This is a genomic window from Acidovorax sp. 1608163 (assembly GCF_003669015.1).
Taxonomy (GTDB): Bacteria; Pseudomonadota; Gammaproteobacteria; order Burkholderiales; family Burkholderiaceae_C; genus Acidovorax.
In genome coordinates, this window is record NZ_CP033069.1 from 3552162 (window position 1) to 3578874 (window position 26713).

The 26713-nt window shown below is 65.0% G+C and carries 23 protein-coding genes and 1 tRNA gene; 16 read left to right on the forward strand and 8 right to left on the reverse strand.

Going from position 1 to position 26713, the window contains the following annotated elements; genetic code table 11:
* Positions 1-56: 56 nt before the first annotated feature.
* The 3 genes from EAG14_RS15770 to EAG14_RS15780 all read left to right on the forward strand — a co-directional run bounded on the left by EAG14_RS15770 (position 57) and on the right by EAG14_RS15780 (position 2893).
* The gene (locus tag EAG14_RS15770; protein WP_121729455.1) at positions 57-1862 is read left to right on the forward strand and encodes a M61 family metallopeptidase; all 1806 of its coding nucleotides are present in this window, start codon (positions 57-59) and stop codon (positions 1860-1862) included.
* A 147-nt stretch (positions 1863-2009) separates the two neighbouring features.
* Positions 2010-2789: an enoyl-CoA hydratase gene (locus EAG14_RS15775; protein WP_099658283.1), complete on the forward strand. Its 780-nt coding sequence runs from the start codon at positions 2010-2012 to the stop codon at positions 2787-2789.
* A 27-nt stretch (positions 2790-2816) separates the two neighbouring features.
* A tRNA-Met gene (locus EAG14_RS15780) sits at positions 2817-2893 on the forward strand.
* A gap of 144 nt (positions 2894-3037) precedes the next feature.
* On the opposite strand, the gene arsA is transcribed toward EAG14_RS15780, so the two are convergent.
* The 3 genes from arsA to add form a co-directional block, all read right to left on the reverse strand.
* Entirely contained in the window at positions 3038-4879 is a 1842-nt protein-coding gene (gene arsA, locus EAG14_RS15785; protein ID WP_205603416.1) for an arsenical pump-driving ATPase, read from the reverse strand.
* Between the two features lie 135 nt (positions 4880-5014).
* Positions 5015-6058: a tripartite tricarboxylate transporter substrate binding protein gene (locus EAG14_RS15790; RefSeq protein ID WP_121729456.1), complete on the reverse strand. Its 1044-nt coding sequence runs from the start codon at positions 6056-6058 to the stop codon at positions 5015-5017.
* Positions 6059-6071: 13 nt separating this feature from the next.
* Entirely contained in the window at positions 6072-7163 is a 1092-nt protein-coding gene (gene add / locus EAG14_RS15795; protein WP_121729457.1) for an adenosine deaminase, read from the reverse strand.
* Positions 7164-7232: 69 nt separating this feature from the next.
* Between add and EAG14_RS15800 the strand changes: the two genes are divergently transcribed.
* On the forward strand, positions 7233-8174 hold the full coding sequence (locus EAG14_RS15800; protein WP_121729458.1) for a LysR family transcriptional regulator: 942 nt from the start codon (positions 7233-7235) through the stop codon (positions 8172-8174).
* Between the two features lie 56 nt (positions 8175-8230).
* Here the strand turns inward: EAG14_RS15800 and EAG14_RS15805 are convergent, their stop codons facing one another.
* Both EAG14_RS15805 and EAG14_RS15810 read right to left on the reverse strand, forming a co-directional pair.
* Complete coding sequence (locus EAG14_RS15805) at positions 8231-9085, reverse strand: ZIP family metal transporter (protein ID WP_121729459.1); 855 nt, start codon at positions 9083-9085, stop codon at positions 8231-8233.
* Positions 9086-9206: 121 nt separating this feature from the next.
* Complete coding sequence (locus tag EAG14_RS15810) at positions 9207-10103, reverse strand: dienelactone hydrolase family protein (RefSeq protein ID WP_121729460.1); 897 nt, start codon at positions 10101-10103, stop codon at positions 9207-9209.
* Between the two features lie 327 nt (positions 10104-10430).
* Here EAG14_RS15810 and EAG14_RS15815 point away from each other — a divergent pair, with 327 nt between their 5' ends.
* From EAG14_RS15815 to EAG14_RS15840, 6 genes are all read left to right on the forward strand, one after another.
* Complete coding sequence (locus tag EAG14_RS15815) at positions 10431-11021, forward strand: GbsR/MarR family transcriptional regulator (RefSeq protein WP_121729461.1); 591 nt, start codon at positions 10431-10433, stop codon at positions 11019-11021.
* A gap of 66 nt (positions 11022-11087) precedes the next feature.
* Positions 11088-11528, forward strand: coding sequence for a thiol-disulfide oxidoreductase DCC family protein (locus EAG14_RS15820; protein ID WP_121729462.1), 441 nt, complete (start codon positions 11088-11090; stop codon positions 11526-11528).
* A gap of 54 nt (positions 11529-11582) precedes the next feature.
* Positions 11583-12542, forward strand: coding sequence for an NAD-dependent epimerase/dehydratase family protein (locus tag EAG14_RS15825; protein ID WP_121730512.1), 960 nt, complete (start codon positions 11583-11585; stop codon positions 12540-12542).
* Positions 12539-12964: a DoxX-like family protein gene (locus EAG14_RS15830; RefSeq protein ID WP_121729463.1), complete on the forward strand. Its 426-nt coding sequence runs from the start codon at positions 12539-12541 to the stop codon at positions 12962-12964. Before EAG14_RS15825 ends, EAG14_RS15830 begins: the two co-directional genes overlap by 4 nt.
* The gene (locus EAG14_RS15835) at positions 12961-13440 is read left to right on the forward strand and encodes a DUF2269 domain-containing protein (RefSeq protein ID WP_121729464.1); all 480 of its coding nucleotides are present in this window, start codon (positions 12961-12963) and stop codon (positions 13438-13440) included. The genes EAG14_RS15830 and EAG14_RS15835 overlap by 4 nt, the downstream gene beginning before the upstream one ends.
* Positions 13441-13614: 174 nt before the next feature.
* Positions 13615-14646, forward strand: a complete 1032-nt coding sequence (locus EAG14_RS15840; protein ID WP_121729465.1) for an SRPBCC family protein — start codon at positions 13615-13617, stop codon at positions 14644-14646.
* A 110-nt stretch (positions 14647-14756) separates the two neighbouring features.
* On the opposite strand, the gene yghU is transcribed toward EAG14_RS15840, so the two are convergent.
* The 3 genes from yghU to polA all read right to left on the reverse strand — a co-directional run bounded on the left by yghU (position 14757) and on the right by polA (position 19536).
* Positions 14757-15644 (reverse strand): glutathione-dependent disulfide-bond oxidoreductase, encoded by an 888-nt coding sequence (yghU, locus tag EAG14_RS15845; protein WP_121729466.1) that lies wholly within the window; start codon positions 15642-15644, stop codon positions 14757-14759.
* A 344-nt stretch (positions 15645-15988) separates the two neighbouring features.
* A complete protein-coding gene (locus EAG14_RS22885) occupies positions 15989-16462 on the reverse strand; it encodes a hypothetical protein (RefSeq protein WP_162996017.1) in 474 nt (157 codons plus the stop codon).
* Between the two features lie 275 nt (positions 16463-16737).
* Positions 16738-19536: a DNA polymerase I gene (polA, locus tag EAG14_RS15855; protein WP_121729468.1), complete on the reverse strand. Its 2799-nt coding sequence runs from the start codon at positions 19534-19536 to the stop codon at positions 16738-16740.
* Positions 19537-19590: 54 nt separating this feature from the next.
* Between polA and EAG14_RS15860 the strand changes: the two genes are divergently transcribed.
* From EAG14_RS15860 to EAG14_RS15885, 6 genes are all read left to right on the forward strand, one after another.
* Complete coding sequence (locus tag EAG14_RS15860) at positions 19591-19950, forward strand: hypothetical protein (protein WP_099658270.1); 360 nt, start codon at positions 19591-19593, stop codon at positions 19948-19950.
* A 135-nt stretch (positions 19951-20085) separates the two neighbouring features.
* Entirely contained in the window at positions 20086-21036 is a 951-nt protein-coding gene (locus tag EAG14_RS15865; RefSeq protein ID WP_121729469.1) for a homoserine kinase, read from the forward strand.
* A 258-nt stretch (positions 21037-21294) separates the two neighbouring features.
* Positions 21295-22128 carry a BPSS1780 family membrane protein gene (locus tag EAG14_RS15870; RefSeq protein WP_121729470.1) on the forward strand — a complete coding sequence of 278 codons (834 nt, stop codon included), beginning with the start codon at positions 21295-21297 and terminating at the stop codon, positions 22126-22128.
* Complete coding sequence (locus tag EAG14_RS15875; protein ID WP_240456806.1) at positions 22085-22897, forward strand: FecR family protein; 813 nt, start codon at positions 22085-22087, stop codon at positions 22895-22897. The genes EAG14_RS15870 and EAG14_RS15875 overlap by 44 nt, the downstream gene beginning before the upstream one ends.
* Positions 22898-23182: 285 nt before the next feature.
* Complete coding sequence (locus tag EAG14_RS15880) at positions 23183-25132, forward strand: PhoX family phosphatase (protein WP_099740352.1); 1950 nt, start codon at positions 23183-23185, stop codon at positions 25130-25132.
* Positions 25133-25488: 356 nt separating this feature from the next.
* Positions 25489-26712, forward strand: a complete 1224-nt coding sequence (locus EAG14_RS15885) for an imelysin family protein (RefSeq protein WP_099740351.1) — start codon at positions 25489-25491, stop codon at positions 26710-26712.
* The last annotated feature ends 1 nt before the right edge of the window (position 26713 follow it).

Here is a 26713-nt window from a genome sequence, read left to right on the forward strand (position 1 = left end):
CCCAAATCGGCACACCACACGCCCCCCACACGCTCTGCGCACCCCGCAGCAACGCCATGCCCAAAACCACTGCCGTCCCCGCACCGGTTCACTACGAGGTGGCTGCAGCCAACCTGCAAGCCCACCTGTACCAGGTCACGCTGACCATTGCGCAGCCCCAGGCGCGGCAGACGGTGTCGCTGCCGGTGTGGATTCCGGGCAGCTACCTGGTGCGCGAGTTTGCAAAGAACCTGCAGAACCTGCAGGCCCGCCAGGGCAAGCGCGCGGTGCCGCTGCACCAGGGCGACAAGCACTCCTGGGTGGCGCAGTGCCGCGAGGACGCGCCGCTGGTGCTGACCTACGAGGTGTATGCCTACGACAACTCGGTACGCACCGCCTGGCTGGACAGCGCCCGGGGCTTCTTCAACGGCACCAGCCTGTGCCTGCGCGTGCACGGGCAAGAAGCCGCCCGCCACAGCCTGTACATCGCACCCACGCCTGCCACAGCAGCGTGGTCGGTGGCCACGGGCCTTGCGCCGCTCAAGACCGACAAAAAGGGCTTTGGCCTGTATGGCGCAGCCCACTACGACGAACTGGTGGACTGCCCTGTGGAGATGGGGGACTTTTGGCAGGGCCACTTCACAGCCTGTGGTGTAGCCCACCGGTTTGTGGTGGCCGGGGCCGCTCCATCGTTTGACGGCGAGCGCCTGCTGGCCGATACGCAAAAAATCTGCGAAACCGCCATTCGGTTCTGGCACGGCAAAGGCAAGGCGCCGTTTGGCAGCTACCTGTTCATGCTCAACGCGGTGCACGACGGCTACGGCGGGCTGGAGCACCGCAACTCCACCGCCCTGATCTGCGGGCGGCGTGACTTGCCCCGCGTGGGCGACAAGCGCCAAAGCGATGGCTACACCACCCTGCTCGGGCTCATCAGCCACGAGTACTTTCACACCTGGAACGTCAAGCGCCTGCGGCCTGCCGAGTTTGCGACGTACGACTACGACCAGGAAAACTACACCCAGCTGCTGTGGTTCTTTGAGGGCTTCACCAGCTACTACGACGACCTGCTGCTGCGCCGCGCCGGGCTCATCGATGACGCCACCTACCTCAAGCTCATCACCAAAACCATCAACCAGGTGCTGCAAACCCCGGGGCGCAAGGTGCAAACGGTGGCGCAGGCCAGCTTTGACGCCTGGGTGAAGTACTACCGCCAGGACGAAAACACCCCCAACGCCACGGTGAGCTACTACACCAAAGGCTCGCTGGTGGCGCTGTGCCTGGACCTGCGCCTGCGCCAGGAAGGCAAGACCACACTGGACGATGTGATGCGCGGGCTGTGGAGCCGCTGCAAGGCAGGCCCCATGGCCGAAGCCGACGTGCTGGCCGTGTTGGAACAGTTGGCAGGCCGCTCCTACGCCCGCGACCTCCAGCAATGGGTGCACAGCACCGATGAGCTGCCCCTGGCCGAGCTACTGGCCGCCCACGGCGTGGCCGCGAAAAGCGAGCCCGCCCAGCTGGCGCAGCGCCTGGGCCTGCGCGTGGCCGAAAACCACAGCGTGCAGATCAAGACCGTGCTGCGCGGCGGCGCCGCCGAGAAGGCGGGCCTGGCCCCCGGCGACGAATGGCTGGGCGTGCAGGTCAAGGGCCAGGGCTGGCGCATCAGCAAGCTCGACGATGTCGGCTTTTACGCCGGCAGCCAAAAGCAGCTGACCGCCGTGGTGGCACGCGATGGGCGCCTGCTGGAATTGCCTTTGCAACTGCCGTTGCCCGGCACCTCCCCCGCCCCCGCCAAGGGCCGCAGCCGCCCGGCAACGCCCGACAACGTGGGCCTGACCTGCACCGATGCTGCAGCCACCAGCCGCTGGCTGGCAGGCTCCGCCTGACGGCGGCTTGACGGTGGCGCGACAGCCCCGTGCAAGCCGCATGGGTATAGTCATTGGCTACCGTTTTGAACAGGCTTGAGCCACAGGTTCCAAGAATCTGTTCCAAGCGATTCCCACCGGTTCTGATACCCCAAACCAGGAGACAACATGGCTTACGAAACCATTGAAGTGCGCACCGAAGGCGAGAAGGTCGGCATCATCACGCTCAACCGTCCCAAGCAACTCAACGCGCTGAACGACCAGCTCATGAACGAACTGGGCGAGGCCCTCAAGGCGTTCGATGCCGATGAAAAAATCGGCTGCATGATCGTGACGGGCAGCGAAAAAGCGTTTGCCGCCGGTGCAGACATTGGCGCCATGGCCAAGTACAGCTTTGCCGACGCCTACAAGGGCGACTACATCACCCGCAACTGGGAAGCCATCCGCAGCATCCGCAAGCCCGTGATCGCCGCCGTGAGCGGCTTTGCCCTGGGTGGCGGCTGCGAGCTGGCCATGATGTGCGACTTCATCATTGCCGCAGACAACGCCAAGTTTGGCCAGCCGGAGATCAAGCTGGGCGTGATCCCCGGCGCCGGCGGCACGCAGCGCCTGCCACGCGCCGTGGGCAAATCCAAGGCCATGGACATGGCGCTGACCGGCCGCATGATGGACGCCACCGAGGCCGAGCGCGCCGGGCTGGTGAGCCGTGTGGTGCCTTTTGACAAGCTGCTGGACGAAGCCCTGGGCGCCGCGCTGATCATTTCGGACTTCTCGCGCATCGCCGTGATGGCGGCCAAGGAGTCGGTCAACCGCTCGTTTGAAGGCACCCTGGCCGACGGGGTCATGTTTGAACGCCGCCTGTTCCACGCGCTGTTTGCCACCCAAGACCAAAAAGAGGGCATGGACGCCTTCGTTGCAAAGCGCAAGGCCAATTTTGTGCACCAGTGATTTTTTTGGTCTATAATTTGAGGCTTCGGTGGTATAGCTCAGTTGGTTAGAGCGCAGCATTCATAATGCTGATGTCCCAGGTTCAAGTCCCGGTACCACCACCAAATCAAAAACCCTGCTTGGTTCGCCAAGCAGGGTTTTTTGTTGCCTGTAACGGTTTGCGCCCTTCACACCATGCCCTGCTACTGAGTGCCTGTTTTTAGGTATTTTTGGACTCCAAGGCAATATCAGCAAGCGCAAGCAGCTATTTATTTCATAGCAAATTTCGGCGCATCCACCAAAGCCCCCAGTGCCGCAACCCCCACCGGCGGCTGGGCCAGCCAGGGCAACACATAGGTGCGTTGCGCCAGGCCGTTGGCAATGCGTGCGGCCTGCTGCTGCTCACCCACCAGGCGGGCCTGCAGCAACGGGTCGCTGGTGCCGGTGGCCGCCACGCTTTTGTTGATGACCCAGGCCCAGGGCTCGATGCGGGCGCGGCGCAGGTCGTCCTGCAGCGCGGCGGCCTGGCTCACGGGCGTGACCTCGGGCAGGGTGACGATGACCACATGGGTCATATCCGCGTCCTGCAGGCGCATGAGCGGCGTGATGATGTGTTTGGCCATCGCGCCGCCCGCGCGGCCTTCGTACTGCTGCGTCATCTGCCGGTGGTAGGCGCCGGTGGCGTCCATCAGCAGCAGGCTGTGGCCGGTGGGCGCCGTGTCCAGCACCACAAAGGCGCTGCGGGCCTCGTTCACCACGCGGCTGAAGGCGTGGAACACGGCCACTTCTTCGGTGCAGGGCGATTGCAAGTCTTCCAGCAGCAGGGCGCGGCCCGCGTCGTCCAGCACCTTGCCGCGTGTGGCCATGATCTTGTCGATGTAGGCCTGGGTTTCGGCCTGTGGGTAGATGCGCCCCACTTTCAGCCCCGGCAGGCTGCCATCGAGCTGGCTTTGCACATGGGCCGCCGGGTCGGTGGTGGTGAGGTGCACGCTGTGCCCGCGCTGCACCAAGCCCACGGCCAGCGCGGCGGCGATGGTGGTCTTGCCCACGCCGCCCTTGCCCATCACCATGATGAGGCCATGGCCCTTGGCGGCCAGCGCGTCGGCCAGGGATGACAGCGGTTCTGCCTGCAACAGCACACCCGCCGTGGCAGCAGGCGCGCCCAATGGCACATCGCCACCGCCCAGCAATGCCCGCAGCGCGGGCAGGCCCACGGTGTCGAAGGCGCGCAGCGGCACCTCGTCGCGTGGCAACTGGGCCAGCGCATCGGGCATCTGGTCCATGGCCTGACGGCCCAGGGCTTCAATGGCGTCGGCCACAGCGTCCTGCCCCGGTCGGCTGGCATGGAACACGCCGTTGATGGCCAGGCGCTGGTTGGCCAGGCCCAAGGCGCGCAGCTCCAGCGCGGTGCGCGCGGCCTCTTGCATGGGTCGGGGGTCGGGGCGGGTGACCAGCACCACGGTGGTCAGGGCCGGGTCGCTCAGCGCGGCCAGGGCGGCGTTGAAGCGCGCCTCCTGCATCTTCAGCCCCGAGTGCGGGCCCAGGCACGACGCCCCCCGGTCGTTGCCCGCCAGGAATCCGGTCCAGGCCTTGGGCAGGCTCAGCAGGCGCAGCGTGTGGCCGGTGGGCGCAGTGTCGAACACCACATGGTCGAACACATGGCCAATGTCGCTGCCCTCGCTGGCCAGCAGTGCGGCAAATTCGTCGAACGCAGCGATCTCGGTGGTGCAGGCGCCCGAGAGTTGCTCGCGCACTGTCGCGCGTTCATCGCTGGTGGCGGTGGCCTCCAGCTGCGCCAGCACACGCTGGCGGTAGGCCTCGGCGGCGGTATCGGGGTCGATGTTGAGCATGTGCAGCCCCGGCACCCCGGGCACGGCCACTGGCTGGTTGGACAGCGGCACGCCCAGCATTTCATCCAGGTTGGAGGCCGCATCGGTGCTGACCAGCAGCACCTGGCGGCCCGCATCTGCCAGGGCAATGGCCGCAGCCGTGGACAGCGAGGTCTTGCCCACCCCGCCCTTGCCGGTGAAGAACAGGAAACGCGTGGGCTGGGCGAGCAGGCCCAAACGCACCCCAGTGGAATGGGGCGGGGCAGATGCGGCAGAGTTCATGCCATCAGGATGGCACAGCCACCGCCTTTTGTCTGGCGCAAATTGCCCCGGGCCCCAGGCACTCGCCAACCCACTGACCTGCATCAAGGGCCAGGGGGCACGGCGCCGCACGGCAAGCAGCAACCCGCTGGCCGCTTATTCCTTGATGTTCGCGGCCTTCACGATTGCGGCATACCGGGCGCTTTCGGTCTGCACAAACCGCGCAAACTCCGCCGCACTGCCCTTGCCCGCCACGGCGCCGCCGTCGGCCAGCTTGGCGCGCACATCGTCCATGCGCAGCACTTCGCCCAGCTCGCGGTTCAGGCGCTCCACCACGGCGGGGGGCGTCTGCGCGGGGGCGAACAGGCCCGTCCACGAGACCATGTCAAACCCTTTGAAGCCTGCGGTCTCGGCCACGGTCGGCACGTCAGGCAACGATGGCAGGCGCTGGCCGTCCGTCAGGGCGATGGCCTTGAGCTTCTTGCTGTGGATGTGCGGCGCCGCCGTCACGCTGATGAGCACAGCCAAGTCCACCTGGTTGCCGATCACATCGGTCACGATCTGGGCGCCGCCTCGGTATGGCACATGCACCATGAAGGTCTTGCTCTGGTCTTTGACGCGCTCCATGGCCAGGTGCAGCACCGTGCCCACACCCGACGTGGCGTAGCTGAGCTGCCCTGGCTTTTCGCGCGCCAGGCGGATCACATCGGCCAGGTTGTTGGCAGGCAGGCCCGGGCGGGCCACGATCACCATGGGGGCCGTGGTCACCAGGCCCACGGGGGCCAGGTCCTTGAGCGTGTCGTAGCGCACCGCCACCGGGTTCACCAGCCGCGCAATGGCGGCGGGGCTGTCGGCCCCCAGGACGAAGGTGTAGCCGTCCGGCGCGGCCTTGGCGGCCTTTTCCATGCCGATCACGCCCCCAGCCCCGGCCACGTTCTCAATCACCACGCTTTGCTTGAGGCGCTCGCCCAGCTTTTGGGCAATGAGCCGCGCCGTCACATCCACACTGCCCCCAGCGCTGAATGGAACGATGAGCGTGATGGGCTTGGCCGCAGGCCAAGCGGGCTGCGCCTGCGCGGCCACGCCGCAGCCGCCCGCCAGCACGGCTGCGGCGAGGTGCAAGGCGAGACGCCGGGTGCGGGAAGGCACGGAAGGTGGCAATGAAGACAGTGCCGAGAGGGGCGACAAAAGGGACAACATCAAAAAAACTCCTTCAGGGTGGCGCGGCAGCAAAAGCAGAGGCCTGCACTGGCGCCAGTTGCTGGTCAAACGCCGCCAGCCACTGCGTACGCCACGCACGGCGCGTGCCATCGTCGATCCACGCGGCATCCAGGCCGTTGACAAGAAAGCTGCGCAGGTCGGCCGCACCAAAGCCAAAGTCGCGCACCATCATGGCCCAAGCCTGTGTGGGGTTCACGTGGTGCAGCGTGGGGTCATCGGTGTTGGGGTGAATGCGCAGGCCCGCCGCAGGCATGTGGCGGATGGGGTGGTCCAGCGCCCAGCGCTCAGGGGCCAAGGTGCGCAGGTAGTACGAATTGGTGGGCACCACGGTGAAGACGATGCCCCGGTCGGCGCATTCGCGCACCAGCGCCGGGTTGTCGAGCACCGTGTAGCCGTGGTCGATGCGGTCCACCTGCAGCACGTCGATGGCCGTGCGCACGTTGTTCCAGGGCATGCCGAACTCGCCCGCATGGGCCGTGGTCTTGAGCCCGCCCCGGCGCGCCAGCGCATAGGCCGGGGCAAACCACTCGGGCGGGTGGTCCACCTCGCGGTAATCAATGCCAATGCCAATCACCTCGTCGCGCCGGTGGGCCAGCACCCACTCGACCATCTCGGTGGCGGCTGCGGGCGGGGCCTCGCGGTCAATCGCTGCAATCAAACGGCCGGTGATGCCGAAATCGGCCTCGGCATCGGCAATGGCGCGCACGATGCCGCCCAGCGCCTGCGGGTAGGCCAGCCCCGACTGCTGGGCGGTGCCCGTGGGGTTCCAGAAGAACTCGGCATAGCGCACCTGGTGCGCAGCGGCATCCTGCAGGTATTCGTAAGTCAGGCGGTGCAGGTCGTCGGGGCTGCGGATGAGTTCGGCGTCCAGCGCACGCAGCACCCGCAGCACGCCCACGGGCTTTTCACCCCGGGTGTAGAAGGCCTCGATCTCGGCATCGCTGATGGCCGCGCCCGCCCGGCGCACCAGGTGGGTGAACGTGGTGCGCCGCACGGTGCCGAGCAAATGGCAGTGCAGCTCCACCTTGGGCAGGGCATGGAGAAAGGTGTACAGCGGGTCTGCGGGCGCGACAAAGGTGGGCATGGCCGCATGCTATGCAGCGCGGGGTGATAACGGAAGTGATTTAATTTGATGGCGCAATAAAAGCAATTTATGAGCAAGCCCCCTGCAAAGCCACTCACTACTGAGCCCGCCCCCGCGCACCGTGCGCCCACGCTGCGCCAGTTGCGCAGCTTTCAGGCCGTGGCCCGGGCCATGAGCTTTCGGCAGGCGGCCGAGGCGCTGTCGCTCACGCAGCCCGCGCTGTCGGCCTCCATCCGCGAGCTGGAGGCCGTGCTGGGCGCCCCGGTGCTGGAGCGCAGCACGCACCATGTGCGCCTTACCGCGCAGGGCGCCCTGCTGTTGCCGCAGGTCGAGCGGCTCATCAATGGCTATGAGCAAGGGGTGGATGGGCTGTTTCGCACGCTCCATGATGGCAAGCGCGTCCTGCGCGTGGCCGCCCTGCCCTCGGCCATGCACCTGCTGGCCGCGCCTCTGCAGCAGTGGCTGGCGCAGCACCCCGATGTGGACCTGCGCCTGTACGACCCGCTCAACGACGACCTGCTGGCCGCGCTGCAGCGCGGTGAAGTGGACCTGGCGCTGGGCGTGGCCTTGGACTTGCCGCCGCAGATCGAAGCCATCGCCGTGGCGCAAGACGACCTGGTTGCAGTGCTGCCCGTGGGCCACCGGCTGGCACCCCGTGCACGCCTGACCTGGCAAGACCTGGCGGGCGAGCGGCTGGCACTGTTTGCGCGCGGCAGCACCTATGAGCTGGCCATGGCCACCTTGCGCCAGCATGGGGCCGATCTGGCACGAGCCGACCAGCTGCTGTACAGCGAATCGCTCTACAGCCTGGTGCGTTGCGGGCTGGCGGTGGGCGTGATCTCGCGGCTGTACACCCACAGCCTGCACGAAGGCACCGTGAAGGTGTGCCCGCTGCAGGCCCCGGTGATCTCGCGCAAGGTGGCGCTCATGGTGCATGCCGCGCAGGACGCAAGACCCCCCCTGGTGCAAAACTGCCTGGAGTTCCTCACCCAGGCTCTGCGCAACGCTTGAAACGGGGGCTTGAACTAGGGGCCTGAGCGGGGCTGCTGCCCAACCCGTTGACAGCCTCAGTGGCTGTGCGCCGCCCCGCTCACCATCGTGACCACGACCATGCCCGCAATCAGCCAGGCGATCTGCGCAATGGTTTCGCGGGCCGTCAGCCGCTTTTGCAGCTGCGGGATCAAGTCGGCCAGCGCCACATACACAAAGCTGCTCGACGCCACGGCCAGGAAGTACGGCAGGAAGTCTTGCAACTGCCCCACCAAGAAGTAGCCCACCACGCCGCCCAGCGCCGTCACGGCGCCTGCCAGCGACACCTTCACCAGCGCCATGCGGCGGTTGGGGCTGGTTTGGCGCAGCACCACCAGATCACCCATGTGGTGCGGCACCTCGTGCGCCAGCACCGACACGGCGGCGATCACGCCCAGGCGCAGGTCGGCCATGAAGGCCGAGGCAATCAGGATGCCGTCGCCAAAGCAATGCACGCTGTCGCCCGTCAGCACCGCCCAGCCGCCCGCGCGCGGGCCGTGGTGGTGGGCGTGGCCATGATCGTGCCCCTCATGGTTTTCATGGGCATGCGCAGGGGCGTGTACGTGGGCATGCGCGTGACCATCGCCGTGACCGTGGTGGCTGTGCTCATGCCCGTGGTGCCACAGCTCGGCCTTGTCGAGCAGGAAGAAGAACACCACGCCCACCAGCAGCGTGGCAAACAGGTCGTGTGCGCCCGCCTGGCTTTCAAACGCCTCGGGCAAGAGGTGCATGAAGGCCGTGGCCAGCAGCGCGCCGGCTGCCAGGCTCAGCAGGTGCTGGGGCCCCACGCCGTCATGGCGCCCACCCAGGCCCATGCGCATCAAAAGGGCTGCCGCCCACACGCTGCCAATCCCCGCAGCCAGGGTGGCGATCAAGATTGCTATCAAAGTCATAGCTGTTAGCGCTTATTAATAGTGCCTTAGCGGCATTTTTCTTATCAAACGCTTGTACTGCACCCGAAAAAAAGCCGCCCCGAAAACTTCAGGGCGGCTTCTGGCAGAAAACCGGAGCGGCTTAAACCACTCCGTGGGTCTTGAACCAGGCCAGGGCACGCTTGTAGCCGTCTTCCGCCGCTTCCTTGCGGTAGCTGGGGCGGTAGTCGGCATGGAAAGCGTGCGGGGCATCGGGGTACACCACAAACTCGGAAACCTTGGCTGCAGCAGAACCGCTGGCTAGGGCTGATTTCATCTTATCAACCGTGTCAAGAGGGATTCCGGAATCTTTTTCACCATAGAGGCCCAACACGGGCGCCTTGAGGATGGGCGCGATCTCCACCGGGTGCTTGGGCGTGAGGTCGGTGGGCTGGCCCACCAGGCGCCCGTACCAGGCCACGCCCGCCTTCACCGGGCCGTGGGCCGCATACAGCCAGGTGATGCGGCCGCCCCAGCAAAAGCCCGTCACGCCCACACGGGCGGCGTCGCCACCGTTGGCGGCGGCCCACTTCACGGCGCCGTCCAGGTCGCCCATCACCTGCCCATCGGGCACCTTGGACACCAGCTCGGCCATGAGCTTGGACACCTCGGTGTAGCTGGCCGCGTTGCCTTGGCGCGCATACAGATCGGGGGCGATGGCCAAGTAGCCCGCCTTGGCAAAGCGGCGGCACACATCGGCAATGTATTCATGCACGCCAAAGATTTCCTGGATCACCAACACCACGGGCAGCCCGGTCTTGCCCGCAGGCGCGGCGCGGTAGGCGGGCACCTTGAAGCCGTCCACCTCATAGCTCACCTGCCCCGCCACCAGCCCCTCGGCAGAGGTGGCAATGGCGGTTTGCGCCATCACGGGAGCCGCAGCGGCAGCGTAGCCAAGGCCCAGCGCAGCTTGCAGAGCCGTGCGCCGGGTGGCGCCCGCCTCGGTAGAACGCCCGGGCAGCAGGGCTTCGGTGTCCAGTTGGTGGTCACGGTTGAGCATCAGATACCTCCAGAGTGCAATCAGAACAAAGGAAACAAAGGCGCAAGCCCTTGCAGAGGAAACCCACAGAGCGACTGGGCCAACCCAGAGCCCATGGGAATGGGCGCAGGCACCGCCGCACCAGCGCGTGGCTCAGCCCAGGCCCTGCACAGCGCCATGGCTTACAGGTGGGCCGCCAGCGTCGGCGGCCCATATTAGCCATTTGTGCTTCAACGCGCTGGCTACGCCCCCGTATCCATGCGGACCGTACCAAGGATTGAACGGCTACTTTCACATCCCGCAATTTCTTTCTTGACAGAAATTACAGAAACCATGAGACTGCCCCCCATGGAACTCACACCAATCGCCAAGCAATTCGTCGTCCACTGGGGCGAAATGGGCAGCGCCTGGGGCGTGAACCGCACGGTGGCCCAGTTGCATGCCCTGCTGTTCTTCCATGGCCGCCCGCTCAACGCCGAAGAGATCGCCGACACCCTGGTAGTGGCGCGCTCCAACGTCAGCAACAGCCTCAAAGAGCTGCTGAACTGGCAACTGATCCGCGTGACCCACGTGCTGGGCGACCGGCGCGACTATTACGAGACCAGCAGCGACGTGTGGGAGCTGTTCCGCACCGTGGTGCGCGAGCGCAAGACGCGCGAGTTTGACCCCACCACCCGCATGCTGCGCGAGCTGGTGCGCAAACCCGACTTTGCCCAAGAGAGCCCCGACGCCCAGGACCGCGTGCGCGAAACCCTGCACCTGATGGAGTCGCTGGGCACCTGGGCGGACGAGATGCTGCGCCTGTCCCCCAACACGCTGGAGAAGGTGCTGCGCATGGGCGCCACGGTACAAAAATTTGTGCGCGGTGGCGATGCGCCTGCGGCTCCAGCAGCGCCAGCAGCGCCCAGCAGCACGGACCGCACGCCCCCTGCCTCGTAATTTTTGGTGAAATTTTTTTGCCCTCACATTTCTCTTTTGACAGAAATTTCAGAAAGGATCGAGACCATGACCACAGCCCTCTATCCCCTCACCCTGTACTACGACAGCGCCTGCCCGCTGTGCGACACCGAGATGCACAACCTCATGCTGCGCAACCAGGCCGGGCAGTTGCGGTTTGAAGATGTGCAGGCCAGCGGCTTTGCCTGCCCCGAGGGCGTGACGCGCGACGCACTGCTGACCCTGATGCACGCCCGCACCGCAGGCGGGCAATGGCTGAGCGGCGTGGCCGCCTTTGAAGTGGCCTACGCCGCCGTGGGCCTCGCCTGGGTGATGGCCCCCGCCCGCATCCCCCTGCTGCGTGCGGGCATGAACGCGCTGTACCCCGTGGTGGCGCGCAACCGCTACCGCGTGCCAGGGTGGGTGATACGAACGTTTTTCGGCAAGGCCCTGCGCCGTGCCGCAGAGCGGGCAGCGGCCCAGCAATGCACGGACCAATGCATGCGTTAAGCCCCAAAACCTAGAAGGCCCGCCATGACCACGCCCCTCACACACACAGTCCCCCTGCAGGTGCTCCTGACCGGGGCTACCGGCTTCATCGGCCAGGCCATTGCCGCCGCGCTGCGCCGGGCCGGGCACACCGTGCACACGGGCCACTCGCCAAATTCACCACGGCAGCCACACGCTGGCGGCGTGGCCATGGACTTTGCCCGCGACATCGACGCAGCCACCTGGCTGCCGCGCCTGCAGGGCATCGACGCGGTGGTCAACGCCGTGGGCGTGCTGCGCAGCACCACCGCCCGCCCCATCGATGCCGTGCACCACCACACCCCCGTGGCGCTGTTTGAGGCCTGCCGACAAGCGGGCGTGCGGCATGTGGTGCAAATATCGGCCCTGGGCGTGCAGACCGGCACCACCCGCTACGCCCGCACCAAGCGCGCTGCCGACGAGCACCTGCTGGGCCTGGCAGCGGTCACCAACGATTCCACCAGCCCCCTGCGCGGCGTGGTGCTGCGCCCCAGCGTGGTGTTTGGCCACGGTGGCGCCAGTGCCACCCTGTTCATGCGGCTGGCCCGCCTGCCCGTGCTGGCGCTGCCTGGGCCGGTGCTCACCGCACGCGTCCAGCCCGTGGCCGTGCACGACCTGGCCGATGCCGTGGTGGCGCTGCTGGGCAGCCACAGCCACGTGCGCGGCGTGGTGCCCTGCGTGGGCCCAGAGGCCCTGCCCATGGCCGCGCTGATAGCCAGCCTGCGGGCGCAGCGCGGCCATCCGCCCGCCCATGCGCTGCGGCTGCCCACGCCGCTCACCCGCCTGTCGGCCCGGCTGGGCGACTGGGTGCCGGTGTCCCCCTGGTGCAGCGAAACGCTGGCCATGCTGGCCACCGACAACGTGGCCGACCCTGCGCCGCTGCAAGCCCTGCTGGGCCACCCCGCCACGCACTACAGCCAGCTGGTAGAGCGCGCCTGGGCCCCATCCCCCGCCGCCGCAGCGCCTGACGCCCTCCACCCCGGAGCCCCCTCATGACCCAATCCGTACACCACCCAGCCCCACTGCCCGCCCCCACCGGCCCATCTCTCAGACTTCTGCGCGCCAGCCTGGTGGCCGTGTGGCTGGGCACCGCCGTGGTCAGCGCCATCACCCACCGCACGCAAGGCGATGCCCTGCTGCGCCAGGCCGGGCTGACAGACGACGCATGGATACAAGCCCTCATCTGGGGCGGCGCAGCGGCCGACCTGCTGATGGGCATAGCGCTGTGGCGCTGGCCCGGCCGCCACAGCGCATGGGCCGCCCTAGGCCTGATGGGGGTGATGACCCTCACCGCCACCGTGCTGCTGCCCCACCTGTGGCTCGATCCACTCGGCTCCCTGCTCAAGAACCTGCCCATCGCCGCCATCCTGGTGGTTTTAGGAACCAGCTCCGCCCGCAACGAGGAAACCGCACCATGAACACCTATCTCGTTCTCAAGACCCTCCACATCATCTCCAGCGTTCTGCTGGTGGGCACGGGCCTGGGCTCTGCGTTCTACCTGTTCTTTGCCAACCGCAGCGGCAGCGTGGCCGCGCAGGCCGTGGTGGGCCGCCTGGTGGTGCGGGCCGACTGGTGGTTTACGACCCCCGCCGTGATCGTGCAGCCGCTCACGGGCATTGCCATGGCCCACATGGCAGGCTGGCCCATCACCACCCCGTGGCTGGCCTTGTCGATTGCGCTGTACCTGCTCGCCGGTGCCTGCTGGCTGCCCGTGGTGACCATCCAGATCCGCATGGCCCGCATGGCCCAGGCCGCCCACGCCGCAGGCACCCCGCTGCCCGCGCAATACGTGCGCCTGCAGCGCTGGTGGGAAGGCCTGGGCTACCCCGCCTTCATCGCCATGGCCGTGGTCTTTGCGCTGATGGTGAACAAGCCCGCGCTGTGGGGTGGGTGAGCCCAATGCCACTGGCCACAGACACAGGGCACGGCACAAGGCACGGCATCCAATCACCCCACACCGTTCACGCTGAGCCTGTCGAAGCGCAGCGCAAGGCTTCCACAAGCTCAGCCCGAACGGATCTTTCTCATCCAGACGAACGACAAACCACAACACATCCCGGGAGGAACCATGTCTGACAGCCCCACCAAGCCCCCCGCAGAGCCCATCGAGCCTGTAGACCCTTCGCCATGGGACGCTGCCGACAACCCCTCACGTCTGCCCTTTGGCAAGTTCGCCCCCATCGTCTGCGGCATGGTGTTTGGCGTGCTGCTGCGCCTGGCGTTCAGCGGCGCACCCAGCAGCCGCTGGTCGGCCATGGTGGGCGCCTTCATCTGGCTGGCGCCCCTGGCCACCGGGGCCATCACGGTGTACCTGGCCGAGCGGCAGCAGCGGCGCAGTTGGTCGTATTACGCCTGGGCCCCGGCGCTGGCCACCTGCCTGGTCGTCATCGGCTCCATGCTGGTGCTGATCGAAGGGATGATCTGCGCCATCGTCATCGTGCCGCTGTTCACCTTCATGGGCATGGCGGGCGGGCTGTGCATGGGTCTGGTATGCCGCCTCACCCGCTGGCCCCGCCACGCCGCCTATGGCTTTGCCGTGCTGCCCCTGGTTGCCGCGCTGGTCATGCCGCAGGGCGCACCCAACCAAATGGGGCAGGTAGAGCGCAGCCTGTGGATCAACGCCCCCGCCTCGGTGGTGTGGGAAGGCATCACCCACATCCGCAACATCCAGCCGCACGAAGTAGATACCGCCTGGACCTACCGCATTGGCGTGCCCCCGCCCGTGGAGGCCGTGACGGTGCAAGAAGGCACCGAGCGCGTGCGCAAAAGCCGCTGGGCCAAGGGCGTGCACTTTGACGAAATCATCCAGGAATGGGAACCCGGCCGCCACCTGCGCTGGACCTACCGCTTCGGGCCCGACTCCATCCCCGCTGGCGCACTGGACGACCACGTCGCCATTGGCGGCGCCTACTTTGACCTCAACGACACCGCCTACACCCTCACTCCAGAGGCGGGCGGCACCCGGCTGCACCTGCGCGTCAGCTACCGCGTGTCCACCGACTTCAACACCTACGCCAACTGGTGGGCCCATGCCCTGCTCGACAACTTTGCGCAGACCGTGCTGCAGCTCTACAAAACGCGGCTGGAAGGGTCGGCATAAACGACAAAGCGCCCTGGACTCCAGGGCGCTTTGCGCGCATTTCACTATCAAAAATATAGCTGCTAGCGCTTATCTATCAAGCGCTAGCGGCCATTTTTACTTCAACACCATCAAGCCTTCGGGGCCGCAGCCAGCTTGTCCTGCGTCTTCATCTCAAAATCGCTGGCGTCGTGCCGCTCATGCAACTGGCTCGCCAAGTCACCGCGCACCCGGTTCACCATGCGGCCACGCTGCACTGCGCGGCGCTGGGCAATCTGCTCGGCCCAGCGCAGCACATGGGTGTATTCATGCACCTGCAAAAACTCGCCCGCGTCGTAGGCCTCGCCCTTCACCATCAGCCCATACCAGGGCCAGATCGCCATGTCGGCCACGGTGTACTCATGGCCCGCCACGTACTCCGTCACGGCCAAGCGCTGGTTCAGCACATCGAGCTGGCGCTTGGTTTCCATCGCATAGCGGTCAATCGCGTATTCGATCTTGACCGGCGCGTAAGCATAAAAATGCCCAAACCCGCCGCCCACGAAAGGTGCACTGCCCATCTGCCAGAACAGCCACGACAAGCACTCGGCCCGCGCCGCGCCGTCTTTGGGCAAGAAGGCGCTGCCGAACTTCTCGGCCAAGTACATCAGGATGGCGCCGGACTCAAACACGCGCACCGGGTTGGCCGGATCCGTGCGGTCTTGCAACGCGGGGATCTTGGAGTTGGGGTTGATGCCCACAAACCCGCTGCCAAACTGGTCGCCATCGCCAATGCGGATCAACCACGCGTCGTACTCCGCCCCGCTGTGGCCCAGCGCCAGCAGCTCTTCCAGCATGACAGTGACTTTCACGCCATTGGGCGTGCCCATCGAATAGAGCTGCAACGGGTGCTTGCCCACAGGCAGCTCTTTATCGTGCGTAGCCCCGGCAACAGGCCGGTTGATGCTGGCGAACTGGCCGCCGTTTTCTTTGTTCCATTGCCAGATGGCGGGTGGGGTGTAGGGGGTGGGGTTGGACATGCAAGGGCTCCGGGCTGAAAGATGGAGGTTAGCGGGGTAGCGAACAGTTAGCCGGATGAGTCTAGCGACACGTTTGATTTGCTGCTGGGTTGGGGCAAATGATCGACGTTAGCTAGATCTTCAGGACAGGAATTGCAACGCCCAACTAATTGCAGACTTGGCTTGCCACAGCGTCGTCGGTCACCAGCTTTAGCGGGAAGCGGCGAGGGGCATCCACCTACCCAGACAGAAGATGGAGAGCACTATCAAGTACGAATTGCGCCATAAAAAGCAAGGTGCGCAAAGTGCTTGAGAACAGCAAGAAGGGTATCGCTCCGCCAATGCAAGCTGGGCAAAACAAAATGTTAGGCCCCCTTGCGTTGCCGCAGCTTTTCGGCAAATGAAACTCGCGAGAGAGGCATTGTTGGGGACTGGGGCAATCGCAGCCACCAAACAGGGCCAGTGACTTTTTCAAGGCGCAGTTCCGCTCTGATCGTATCTCGCAGATCTTCGAGCAATTGATCCCAGTTAACCTTGAAATCAGGCTTGAGAAAACTCTCTACCGCCTCATTCATGAGCTTTACTTGGTACGGGGTGCCATACAGCTGGATTTCAGCAACGAAAGTCTCTATCCGCTCTATCGTTTCAATCGTCAAAGGACGATTGCTGGATGAAGAAATACGCATGTATGCAGCTTCAAGGGCACGCAGACGGTCAACACGCCTTTTAGAAAAAAGTTCGCGTCTTACTGTGAGCCAATGAGCAAAGAACCAACCAGCTACAACCAACACACCTGGTATTCCAAGCGTCACTACCTGACTCCAATTGATCGCATCCATAGGCACGCTCCTTACCAAATCATGATGCCGAAGTTCAGGTGCCAAATCTGGCGCCCTAAGCACTACGAAAACTCCGCATCCCTTCATCATCCAATGCCTGAACGTCCACAGCACTTCAAAGGCGGGACAACAAACCCTAAAACTCAGAATACAGGCTCGGTAGGCTTATGGAACAGGTTACTGCTTCTAATTTCATAGCTGCCAGCGCTTAGTAGACAGGCACTACAGGCCAAAAACACTTAAACATGTTGACCTGCCTCGCTTATCACTGGGCTTCAATGCGCCTTATCCCAATTAGCCCCCACCCCCACCTCAGCCAGTAACGGCACCTTCAGCGCCGCAACCTCGGCCATCAGGCGCGGGATGTGGGTCTTGAGCCAGTCCACCTCGCCCTCGGGCAGCTCGAACACCAGTTCGTCGTGCACCTGCATGATCATTTGGATGCCCGGCTTGTGCGCGTCCAGCTCCTTCTGAACCGCCACCATCGCCAGCTTGATCAGATCGGCCGCCGTGCCCTGCATGGGGGCGTTGATGGCAGCGCGTTCGGCGCCCGCGCGGCGGGGGCCGTTGGGGGAGTTGATTTCGGGCAGGTACAGGCGACGGCCAAACACGGTCTCGACATAGCCCATGGACTTGGCGGCGGCCTTGGTGTCGTCCATGTACTGCTTTACGCCGGGGTAGCGCTGGAAGTATTTGTCGATGTAGGCGGCAGCTGCTTTGGTCTCTATCCCTAAGTTCTTGGCCAGGCCAAAGCTGCTCATGCCGTAGATGAGGCCAAAGTTGATGACCTTGGCGTAGCGGCGTTGCTCGCTGGTGACCTGATCGACCTCCACCCCAAACACTTCGGCAGCGGTGGCGCGATGCACGTCCAGCCCGGCGTGGAAGGCGTGCAGCAGCGAGTGGTCGCCGCTCAGGTGGGCCATGATGCGCAGCTCGATCTGCGAGTAGTCGGCACTCGCAATCACGCGGCCTGCGGGGGCCACAAAGGCCTCGCGCACGCGGCGGCCTTCGGGGGTGCGGATGGGGATGTTCTGCAGGTTGGGGTCGTTGCTGGACAAGCGGCCTGTGACGGCCACGGCCTGCGCGTAGTGCGTGTGCACGCGGCCGGTGCGTGGCAGGGCCAGTTGGGCGAGCTTGTCGGTGTAGGTGCCTTTGAGCTTGACGAGGCTGCGGTGCTCCAGCAGCTTGGCGGGCAGGGGGTAGTCCTCGGCCAGCTTTTCCAGCACTTCTTCGTCGGTGCTGCGTGCGCCGGTGGCGGTCTTCTTCACAACCGGCATGCCCAGCTTGTCGAAGAAGATTTCGCCGAGCTGCTTGGGGCTGCTCAGGTTGAAGGGCTGGCCTGCAATCTCATACGCCTCGGTTTCGAGCTGCAGGATGCGCTGGCCCAGCTCGTGGCTTTGGGCGGCCAGGGTGGGCGCGTCAATCAGCACGCCGTTGCGCTCGATCCGGTACAGGGCTTCGCTGCTGGCAATCTCCAGCTCGTAGATGAAGCGCAGTTTGTCATCGGCCTGCAGCAGGGGCCACAGGGCGTTGTGTACGTCCAGGGTCTGGTCGGAGTCTTCGCACGAGTAGGCGGCGGCCTTGTCCACGGGCACTTGCGCAAACGGGATCTGGTGCGCGCCTTTGCCGCACAGGTCTTCGTAGGTGATGCCTTTGCGGCCCGTGTGGCGCTCGGCCAGGCTGGTCAGGTTGTGGGGCTTGTGCACTTCGAGCACGTAGCTTTGCAGCATGGTGTCGTGCGCGTAGCCCTGCACCTCGATGCCGTGGTTGGCGAACACATGGCGGTCGTATTTGATGTGCTGGCCGAGCTTGTGGTGTTTGGCGTCTTGCAGCCAGGGCTTGAGGCGGGCGAGCACTTCGTCCAGCGGCAGTTGCGCGGGCGCGTCAGGCCCTTCGTGGCGCAGGGGGATGTAGGCGGCTTCGCCGGGCTGCACGCTGAAAGAGATGCCGACGATTTGCGCGCGCATTTCGTCGAGGGAATCGGTTTCGGTGTCGATGGCCGTGAGTGGGGCTTTCTGCAGGCGCTCCAGCCACTGGTCAAAGTCGGCCCAGTTGAGGATGGTGTCGTACACCACGGTGCGGTGCTGGGCCTCTTCTGCCACGGTGCTGGCAGAGTGGTCGGCAAACAGATCACCGCTTTGGCCGGGCATGGCGACGGTGGGGGCTGTGGTGGCGGGTGCCGCTGCGCCCTTGATCGCACTGGCCAGGCCCTTGAAGCCGTACTTTTCGTAAAACGGCAGCAAGCCGGTGTTGTCCGGTGCGTCGAGTGTGATGTCGTCAAACGCGGGCAAACCGGGGATGTAGTCGGCCAGCGCGCAATCGGTCTTCATGGTGACCAGCTGGCGGCTCAATGCCAGCTGCCCGCTGGCAATCGCCTCGCGCAGGTTGTTGCCCGCCACACCCTTGATGGCTTCGGCGTTGGCAATCAGGTTGTCGAGCGAGCCGTATTCCTCCAGCCACTTGGCGGCCGTCTTTGGGCCCACCTTGGTCACGCCGGGCACGTTGTCCACGGTGTCACCCACCAGGGCCTGGTAGTCCACCATCAGCGTGGGTGGCACGCCAAACTCTGCCGTCACACCCGCCACATCGCGGCGCTTGCCGCTCATGGTGTCGATGATGGTGATGTGCTCGTTGACCAGTTGGCTCAAGTCTTTGTCGCCGCTGGACACAATGACCTCAATGCCCTGTGCGGCTGCTGCGTTGGCCAAGGTGGCGATCACATCGTCGGCCTCCACGCCGGGCACGGCTACCACCTTCCAGCCCAGCAGGTCCACCACCTGGTGAATGGGCTCGATCTGGCTGCGCAGGTCGTCGGGCATGGGCGAGCGTGTGGCCTTGTATTCGGTGTACAGGGCATCGCGAAAGGTGGGGCCCGAGGCGTCGAACACGCAGACGGCGTAGTCGGCGCGCACCTCTTTGCGCAGCGCCTGCATCATGTTGATCATGCCGCGGATGGCGCCCGTGGCGGCGCTGCTCGGGTCACCCGGCACGGCCCGCAGGTCGGGCATGGCGTGAAAGGCGCGGTAGAGGTAGCTGGAGCCATCCACCAGCACCAGGGTCTTTTTGTCAGTCATGCACGGATTGTGCACGGGCAGGCTGCCTCTGGACGGCGCTCTACAATCGGCCCCATGCGCGCACTCCACCTCTTCCTTTTGCTGGGCCTGGCGTCCAGCCCCCTGCTGGCCCAAAATACGAACCAAAATGCCCCTCAGGGCACAACGGAAAAGCGCGAGCAGCTATCAAATCCAGAGCAACTTGAAGGCCGCACCAACCAGCGCACCGAGCGCATTCGGGTGGAAGACGGCGGCAGCCGCGTGGACGAGGTGCGTGTGGGTGGCCAGACGCAAAGCATCAACGTGCAGCCCAAGGGCAGCGAGATGCCCGCCTATGAAGTGAAATCGCCCGACGGCGCCCGCAGCCGCGCTGGCAGCAACAGCGGTGCGGAGACCAACACCGCCCCGCGTGTGTGGAACGTGATGAAGTTCTGAACCCCTGCGCGGGCCTGCCTTGAGGGCCCGCCGCACTGCACGCCCTGCCCCCGCACCCGCATGGGGGCCATGGCCCCGGCACGGGCTGGGCCCGTGACTCCCCGCCCCTTACTTTCTCCCCTGCTGAGCTGAACGATGGCTGTTTTTACCGAAGTCTCCAAAAAAGATGCACGCGAAGTGCTGCGCCGATTGCAAATTGGCGAACTGGTGGAACTGCGCGGCATTGAGGGCGGCATTGAAAACACCAACTATTTTTTGACCAGCTCGCAAGGCGAGTTCGTCCTGACGCTGTTTGAGCGCCTGACGGCAGAGCAGTTGCCGTTTTACCTGCACCTGATGAAGCACCTGGCGCACGGCGGCATCCCCGTGCCCGAGCCGCGTGGCGACAAGTACGGCGAAATCCTGCACACCGTGGCGGGCAAACCTGCGGCGGTGGTGAGCAAGCTGCGCGGCAAGAGCCAGCTGGCCCCCGAGCCCGTGCACTGCGCCGCCGTGGGCGCCATGCTGGCGCGCATGCACCTGGTGGGGCGCGATTTTGACCGCCACCAGCCCAACCTGCGCGGCCTGCCCTGGTGGAACGAAACCGTGCCCGTGGTGCTGCCGCACCTGGACACTGCCCAGGCCGCGCTGCTGCAGTCAGAGCTGGCCTACCAGAACCATGTGGCAGCGTCGTCCACCTACGCCGCCCTGCCCCGTGGCCCGGTGCATGCCGACCTGTTCCGCGACAACGTGATGTTTGCCGAGGACACCCTGACGGGCTTCTTCGACTTTTACTTTGCGGGCGTGGACACCTGGCTGTTTGACCTGGCGGTGTGCCTGAACGACTGGTGCATTGACCTGCCCACCGGCACACACCACACCGAGCGCGCCACGGCCATGCTCACCGCCTACCAGTCCGTGCGCCCCCTGACAGCGGCAGAGCGCGAGCTGCTGCCCGCCATGCTGCGCGCCGGGGCGCTGCGCTTTTGGATCTCGCGCCTGTGGGACTTTTACCTGCCCCGCGAGGCGTCCATGCTCAAACCGCACGACCCGACCCACTTTGAGCGGGTGCTGCAGGGGCGCATTGCGCACCCGGTGCAAGCCTGACGTCCCATCGATCCATCCATCGCGCCTCTGCAACGCCAAAGCGCCAAAGCGTTGCCTGGTGCCGTCTGCACCGGCGCACACGGTGGGTTTGCGGGGCCAGCAGCGCCCCTCAACCTCGGGCCCCGCACCAGCACAACCCCAGGCGATAGCCCTTTGCCCAGACCGGCTGCAGCGCGCTGGGGTAAATTCACTCTCTGGCGCGCGATGAGCTAGCAGGCACACACACCGCCCGCCACGGACCACACCACCACCCACTCCATGAAACTCCACATCGTTCCCGCCAAGACTGGCTTCACCTGGGTCAAACTGGGCGTGCAAGCGTTCCGGCGCCAGCCCATGGCCCTGGCGGCGCTGTTCTTTATTTCGTTTGTTGCGATGCAACTGCTGGCCAGCGTGCCCGTGCTGGGCAGCATTGCCTCGCTGGTGCTGCTGCCCTCCGTCACCCTGGCCATGATGGTGGCCACGGGCGAGTCCATCCAGGGCCACCGCCCCACACCGGCGCTGCTGCTGGTCACCTTCCGCAAAGGCCGCCAGCACCTGCGCCACATGCTGCTGCTGGGCGTGCTGTATGCGCTGGGCTTTCTGGGCATCATGGGCCTGTCGGCGCTGGTTGATGGCGGGCGCTTTGTGCAGGTGTACATGGACGGCACGCCAGTCACCGCGCAAATGACGTCAGACCCGAGCTTTCAGAAAGCCATGTGGCTGGCCACCTTGCTGTCACTCCCCCTGTCGCTGCTGTTCTGGCATGCGCCGGGCCTGGTGCACTGGCACGGTGTCCCGCCCGTCAAGGCCTTGTTCTTCAGCATGATGGCCTGCGTGCGCAACGCCGGGGCCTGCCTGGTGTTCCTCTTCACCTGGCTGGGCATTGGGGTGCTGGGGGCGCTGGTGATCAGCATCATCTCGCTGCTGCTGGGGCTGGGTGGCGAGGGCATTGGCAGCCTGCTGATGGCCGCCGCCATGATGATGGCCACCATGATCCTGACCTGCGCGGTGTTTATCTTCAGGGACTGCTTTGAGCCGCCCGAGAGCCTGCTGCACGAGGCACCCCATGACACACCACCCTCCGACGCCCCAACTACTGGGCCGAACTGAAGACGAGCTGCGCTGGCACCGGCGTCGCGGCCTGCTGCAAGCCGCCGCCGCATGGGCCGCCACCGGTGGCTGGATGGCAGCGCAAGCCCAGTCCCGCAGCAACATCGTTGAGCTGCGCGGGGACGTGCTGCGCAATGGCCAGGCGCTGACGGCACACGACAGCATTGCCACGGGCGACCGCATTGAGACCGGCCCAGGCTCCACTGCCGTATTTGCCGTGGGCAGCAGCGCCTTCATGCTGCGGCAGAACACGCGTGTCGCGCTCGAGGGCGACGGCAAGGGCGAGGAGTCCACCACCGTCAAGGTGCTGCGTTTGCTGACCGGCGCAGTGGCCAGCGTGTGGGGCAAGGGCACAGACCGGCAAGTGGCCCTGCCCACCCTCACCGCAGGCATCCGGGGCACAGGGGTGTATGCCGAGGTGTTCCCCGAGCAGGCCCTGCGGGGCTATTTCTGCAATTGCTATGGCACGGTGGACCTGGCCGCTGGCAGCGAAAGCCTGGTCAGCCAGTCGGTGTACCACCAATCCTTCTGGGCCGAGACCGCGCCGCGCAATGGTCGGCTGCTCACGCCTGCGGGCGCCATCAACCACACCGACGAAGAGCTGGAGTTTCTGGCCAGCCTGATCGGCCAGCGCACGGCGTGGCAGATTGCCGGGCGCAAAGGCACCAAGGATGGCAGCGGGCAGATGAACTACCCGGCGCCAGCCAGTGCGGCGCCCAAGCCTGCGCGCACCGTGCAGCCGTCTTACGGCGAAAACAGCCCCTACTGAGCGGCCCAGAGCCCCGCAACAAGCCGCCCAGGCCACTGACTTTGGTGTTTGGTAGGTCTCTCACCCCCCACCTCAAGAAATTTGCCGGGTACCGCGTGCGCACACGGGCCGCCACAGGTAGTGGATGCCCGTCACGCAATCGTCACAAAAGCATCAACGAAGTGTCACAGGATATTTCTAGCATCGCTGGCTGGTGATCACGACCACCGACCGCAGTGCCTGGCCCACTGGGTCGAACGTGGTGTGGTCTGCAGTAACGCAATACCCCACTGGAAATACCAAGACATGTCCCAATCCTCGCTGACCACCCGCCGCAAAGCACTGCAATTTCTGGCGGGGGTTCCCATGCTCCCCCTGGGCGCAACGGCTGCCACCTCCTTTTTGACAGCCTGCGGCGGTGGTAGCGACAGCACCAGTGCCAGCTTTGTTTCCGCCAGCTTTACCTCAATGGCCGCACCCACGCTGGCCAACCCAGCCGCCATGGCAACCACCACAGTGGGCTCGGCACTGAACGTGACCCTGAGCGACAACTCCGTGCGCTCTTTCCAACTGGCCTACCAGCCCTTCTTCGTCACGGGCGACATGGTGTCTGATGGCAAGGGCGGCAAGCTGCTGGCTGGCGGCTACTACGACATCAACAACAAGGCCATCACGGACACCTCCGTGGCAGGGTCTGAGCGCCAGTTCTTCTCTGACTCGCCCGATGGCACCTCGCTGCTGACCGTGGCCAATGCCAAGGTGGACGGCGTCAAGGGCAAGCCTGTGTTTGCCGTGGTGCAGTTTGAATACACCACCTGGGCGCAAGACGGCAAGACCGACATGTACGGCAAGCTGCCATCGCCCATCGCCGTGCTGACGCTGGACCAAGACCAGGACACAGGCAAGCTCAGCCTGGTGAAGTACCACAACGTGGACACCTCCAAGGTGCACGGCCTGTGGATCACCTGCGGCGCCAGCCTCTCGCCATGGGGCACGCACCTGTCCAGCGAAGAGTACGAACCCGATGCCTTCAGCATCGCCAGCAACACCATGTTCAAGGCCTACAGCAAGAACCTGTATGGCAACGAAGCCACGGCCAACCCCTACCACTACGGCCACATGCCCGAAGTGACCGTCAACGCCGATGGCACGGCCAGCATCAAGAAGCACTTCTGCATGGGCCGCATTTCGCACGAGCTGGTGCAGGTCATGCCCGACCAGCGCACGGCATTGATGGGCGATGACGCCACCAACAGCGCCTACTTTGTGTTTGTGGCCGACAAGGAAAAAGACCTGTCCTCGGGCTCGCTGTATGTGGCCAAGGTGGGCTCTGGCTTCTCCATCGACCCCGCAGCCAACAGCGCCGCTGCGCTCACCTGGATCAAGCTGGGCTCTGCCACCAGCACCGAGATCGAGAACCTGGCCAACACGCTCAAGCCCACGGACATCATGACCGTGGTGAGCGCTGACCCGAAGGACGCCACGTTCACCAAGATCGTGGCTAACGGCAAGACCGAGTGGATCAAGATCAACCCCGGCATGGAGAAGGCCGCAGCCTTCCTCGAAACCCACCGCTACGCCGCCTTCAAGGGCGCCAGCCTGGGCTTCACCAAAATGGAAGGCACCACCGTCAACGCCAAGGACAAGATTGCCTACTCTGCACTGCAGAACGTGCAAAGCTCCATGGTGGCAGGCAACGCAGCCAACGTGCCCGGCAACGGCATCTCGGTGCCCAAGCAGCTGTCGGCCGGTGCCGTCATGGCACTGAACCTGCGCGGCAGCCAAAAGGACACCGACGGCGGCGCCATCAACAGCGAATGGATGCCCGTGGACACCAAGGCTCTGCTTGCAGGCGAAGACATCACCGCTGACGCGCTGGGTAACACCGGCAACCCCAACAAGATCTGCAACCCCGACAACCTGAAGTTCTCGGAAAAGCTGCGCACGCTGTTCATCGGCGAAGACAGCAGCCAGCACGTCAACAACTTCTTGTGGGCCTACAACGTGGACACCAAGCAGCTGTCGCGCCTGATGTCGATCCCGGCAGGTGGCGAATCCACCGGCCTGCACGCTGTGGACGAGATCAACGGCTGGACCTACATCATGAGCAACTTCCAGCATGCTGGCGACTGGGGCAGCATTCACAGCGTCGTCAAAGACACGCTGGACCCGATGATCCGCGCCAACTACAAAAACAAGTCGGGCGCTGCTGTGGGCTACCTCACCGGGACACCCAGCCAGATGAAACTGGGCTAAGCACAAGCCTTGCCCCCAGCAAAAGGGGCACAACAAAAGCCAGCCGGGCCATACAGCCCGGCTGGCTTTTTTGCTGGCGTGGGCAACACCGGAGCAACCAACCACCCGACCAGCACCCGCACGGCAAAGCCTGCCGCGCAGTGCCTCCACAGGGTCAAGTATTCCCTGGCGTCAGGTACTGCATTAAATGCAAATCACTCTTATTAACTTACAATTCACTGCGGCACGCCCCAGCGATCAGCTTGCGTGCCCAGCCCCCCTAGCGTTGGCACCTCTGCCGCACGCACCTTCTTCCTATCCCTGGCCATGCACTGCTGCGGCAGCGCACAGGCCAAGCCATCTCTAAGGAGCCCATCATGCACACACCTTTCACCAAAACCATGCCTGTCATGGCACTCCTGATCAGTGCACTGGGCTCGGCCGCATCGGTGGCCCAAGCCCAGGCTCCTTCCAGCCCAGCGGCGGTGGCCGCCCCCCAGGCTGCGGCAGCCGCCGTAGCAGCCCCCCAAGTGGTGGCGCACTACGCACACTTGGTGCACACCAGCTACAGCGACACCCTTACCGCTGCCAAGGCCCTGCAAACGGCGGTAACAGCCTTCACCGCGCAGCCCTCGGCCGCCACGCTGGCCGAGGCGCGCAAGACCTGGCTGGCGGCGCGCGAGTTCTATGGGCAGACGGAAGCCTTCCGCTTTTATGGCGGCCCCATCGACAACGACAACGGGCCTGAGGGCCGCATCAACGCGTGGCCCATGGACGAGTCGTTTGTGGACAGCGTGCAGGGCAAGCCCAATGCAGGCCTGGTGAACAACCGCAAGTTCGTCATCAACAAGAAAAACCTCTCGGCGCAAAACGAGCGCGGCGGCGAGGAGAACATTGCAACGGGCTGGCACGCCATCGAGTTCTTCCTGTGGGGCCAGGACCTGTCGGAGACCGGCCCGGGCGATCGCAACTTTGAAGACTTTGTGGACGGCAAGGCCCCCAACGCCGACCGCCGCCGCCAGTACCTGAACGTGGTGACCGAGCTGCTCATCGATGACCTCACCACGCTGGTGAAGGCCTGGGCCCCGGACGCCAAGAACAACTACCGCGCCCGCTTCGTCAAGGGCAACCGCGAATCGGTGCGCAAGATGCTGGTGGGCCTGGGCTCGCTCTCGCGCGGCGAGCTGGCGGGCGAACGGCTGGAGGTGGCCCTCAACAGCCAGGACCAGGAAGACGAGCACTCGTGCTTCTCGGACAACACCCACCGCGACGCAGTGACCAACGCGCTGGGCATCCAAAACGTGTGGCTGGGCCAGTACAAGCAGGCCGATGGCACGGTGCTCATGGGCCCATCGCTGCGCGACCTGGTGGCCGCGAAGGACGCGGCTCTGGCCGAAAAGACCACGCAGCAAATCGCCGCATCGGTGGCTGCGGCCGAGGGCATTCAGGCCCCGTTTGACCGCGAGATCATTGGCGGCAAGGAAGCACCGGGCCGCCAGCGCATCCAGAAGACCATCGACAGCCTGACGCAGCAAAGCAAGGACCTGGTCGCCGCTGCCAATGCCATTGGCATCACCAAACTGACCCTGGTGCAGCCTTGAG

Bases quoted from the DNA above. Each gene is read 5' to 3' on its own strand.
- EAG14_RS15770 (WP_121729455.1), top strand. From the start codon at position 57: ATGCCCAAAACCACTGCCGTCCCCGCACCGGTTCACTACGAGGTGGCT.
- EAG14_RS15775 (WP_099658283.1), top strand. From the start codon at position 2,010: ATGGCTTACGAAACCATTGAAGTGCGCACCGAAGGCGAGAAGGTCGGC.
- arsA (WP_205603416.1), bottom strand. From the start codon at position 4,879: ATGAACTCTGCCGCATCTGCCCCGCCCCATTCCACTGGGGTGCGTTTG.
- EAG14_RS15790 (WP_121729456.1), bottom strand. From the start codon at position 6,058: ATGTTGTCCCTTTTGTCGCCCCTCTCGGCACTGTCTTCATTGCCACCT.
- add (WP_121729457.1), bottom strand. From the start codon at position 7,163: ATGCCCACCTTTGTCGCGCCCGCAGACCCGCTGTACACCTTTCTCCAT.
- EAG14_RS15800 (WP_121729458.1), top strand. From the start codon at position 7,233: ATGAGCAAGCCCCCTGCAAAGCCACTCACTACTGAGCCCGCCCCCGCG.
- EAG14_RS15805 (WP_121729459.1), bottom strand. From the start codon at position 9,085: ATGACTTTGATAGCAATCTTGATCGCCACCCTGGCTGCGGGGATTGGC.
- EAG14_RS15810 (WP_121729460.1), bottom strand. From the start codon at position 10,103: ATGCTCAACCGTGACCACCAACTGGACACCGAAGCCCTGCTGCCCGGG.
- EAG14_RS15815 (WP_121729461.1), top strand. From the start codon at position 10,431: ATGGAACTCACACCAATCGCCAAGCAATTCGTCGTCCACTGGGGCGAA.
- EAG14_RS15820 (WP_121729462.1), top strand. From the start codon at position 11,088: ATGACCACAGCCCTCTATCCCCTCACCCTGTACTACGACAGCGCCTGC.
- EAG14_RS15830 (WP_121729463.1), top strand. From the start codon at position 12,539: ATGACCCAATCCGTACACCACCCAGCCCCACTGCCCGCCCCCACCGGC.
- EAG14_RS15835 (WP_121729464.1), top strand. From the start codon at position 12,961: ATGAACACCTATCTCGTTCTCAAGACCCTCCACATCATCTCCAGCGTT.
- EAG14_RS15840 (WP_121729465.1), top strand. From the start codon at position 13,615: ATGTCTGACAGCCCCACCAAGCCCCCCGCAGAGCCCATCGAGCCTGTA.
- yghU (WP_121729466.1), bottom strand. From the start codon at position 15,644: ATGTCCAACCCCACCCCCTACACCCCACCCGCCATCTGGCAATGGAAC.
- EAG14_RS22885 (WP_162996017.1), bottom strand. From the start codon at position 16,462: ATGGATGCGATCAATTGGAGTCAGGTAGTGACGCTTGGAATACCAGGT.
- polA (WP_121729468.1), bottom strand. From the start codon at position 19,536: ATGACTGACAAAAAGACCCTGGTGCTGGTGGATGGCTCCAGCTACCTC.
- EAG14_RS15860 (WP_099658270.1), top strand. From the start codon at position 19,591: ATGCGCGCACTCCACCTCTTCCTTTTGCTGGGCCTGGCGTCCAGCCCC.
- EAG14_RS15865 (WP_121729469.1), top strand. From the start codon at position 20,086: ATGGCTGTTTTTACCGAAGTCTCCAAAAAAGATGCACGCGAAGTGCTG.
- EAG14_RS15870 (WP_121729470.1), top strand. From the start codon at position 21,295: ATGAAACTCCACATCGTTCCCGCCAAGACTGGCTTCACCTGGGTCAAA.
- EAG14_RS15875 (WP_240456806.1), top strand. From the start codon at position 22,085: ATGACACACCACCCTCCGACGCCCCAACTACTGGGCCGAACTGAAGAC.
- EAG14_RS15880 (WP_099740352.1), top strand. From the start codon at position 23,183: ATGTCCCAATCCTCGCTGACCACCCGCCGCAAAGCACTGCAATTTCTG.
- EAG14_RS15885 (WP_099740351.1), top strand. From the start codon at position 25,489: ATGCACACACCTTTCACCAAAACCATGCCTGTCATGGCACTCCTGATC.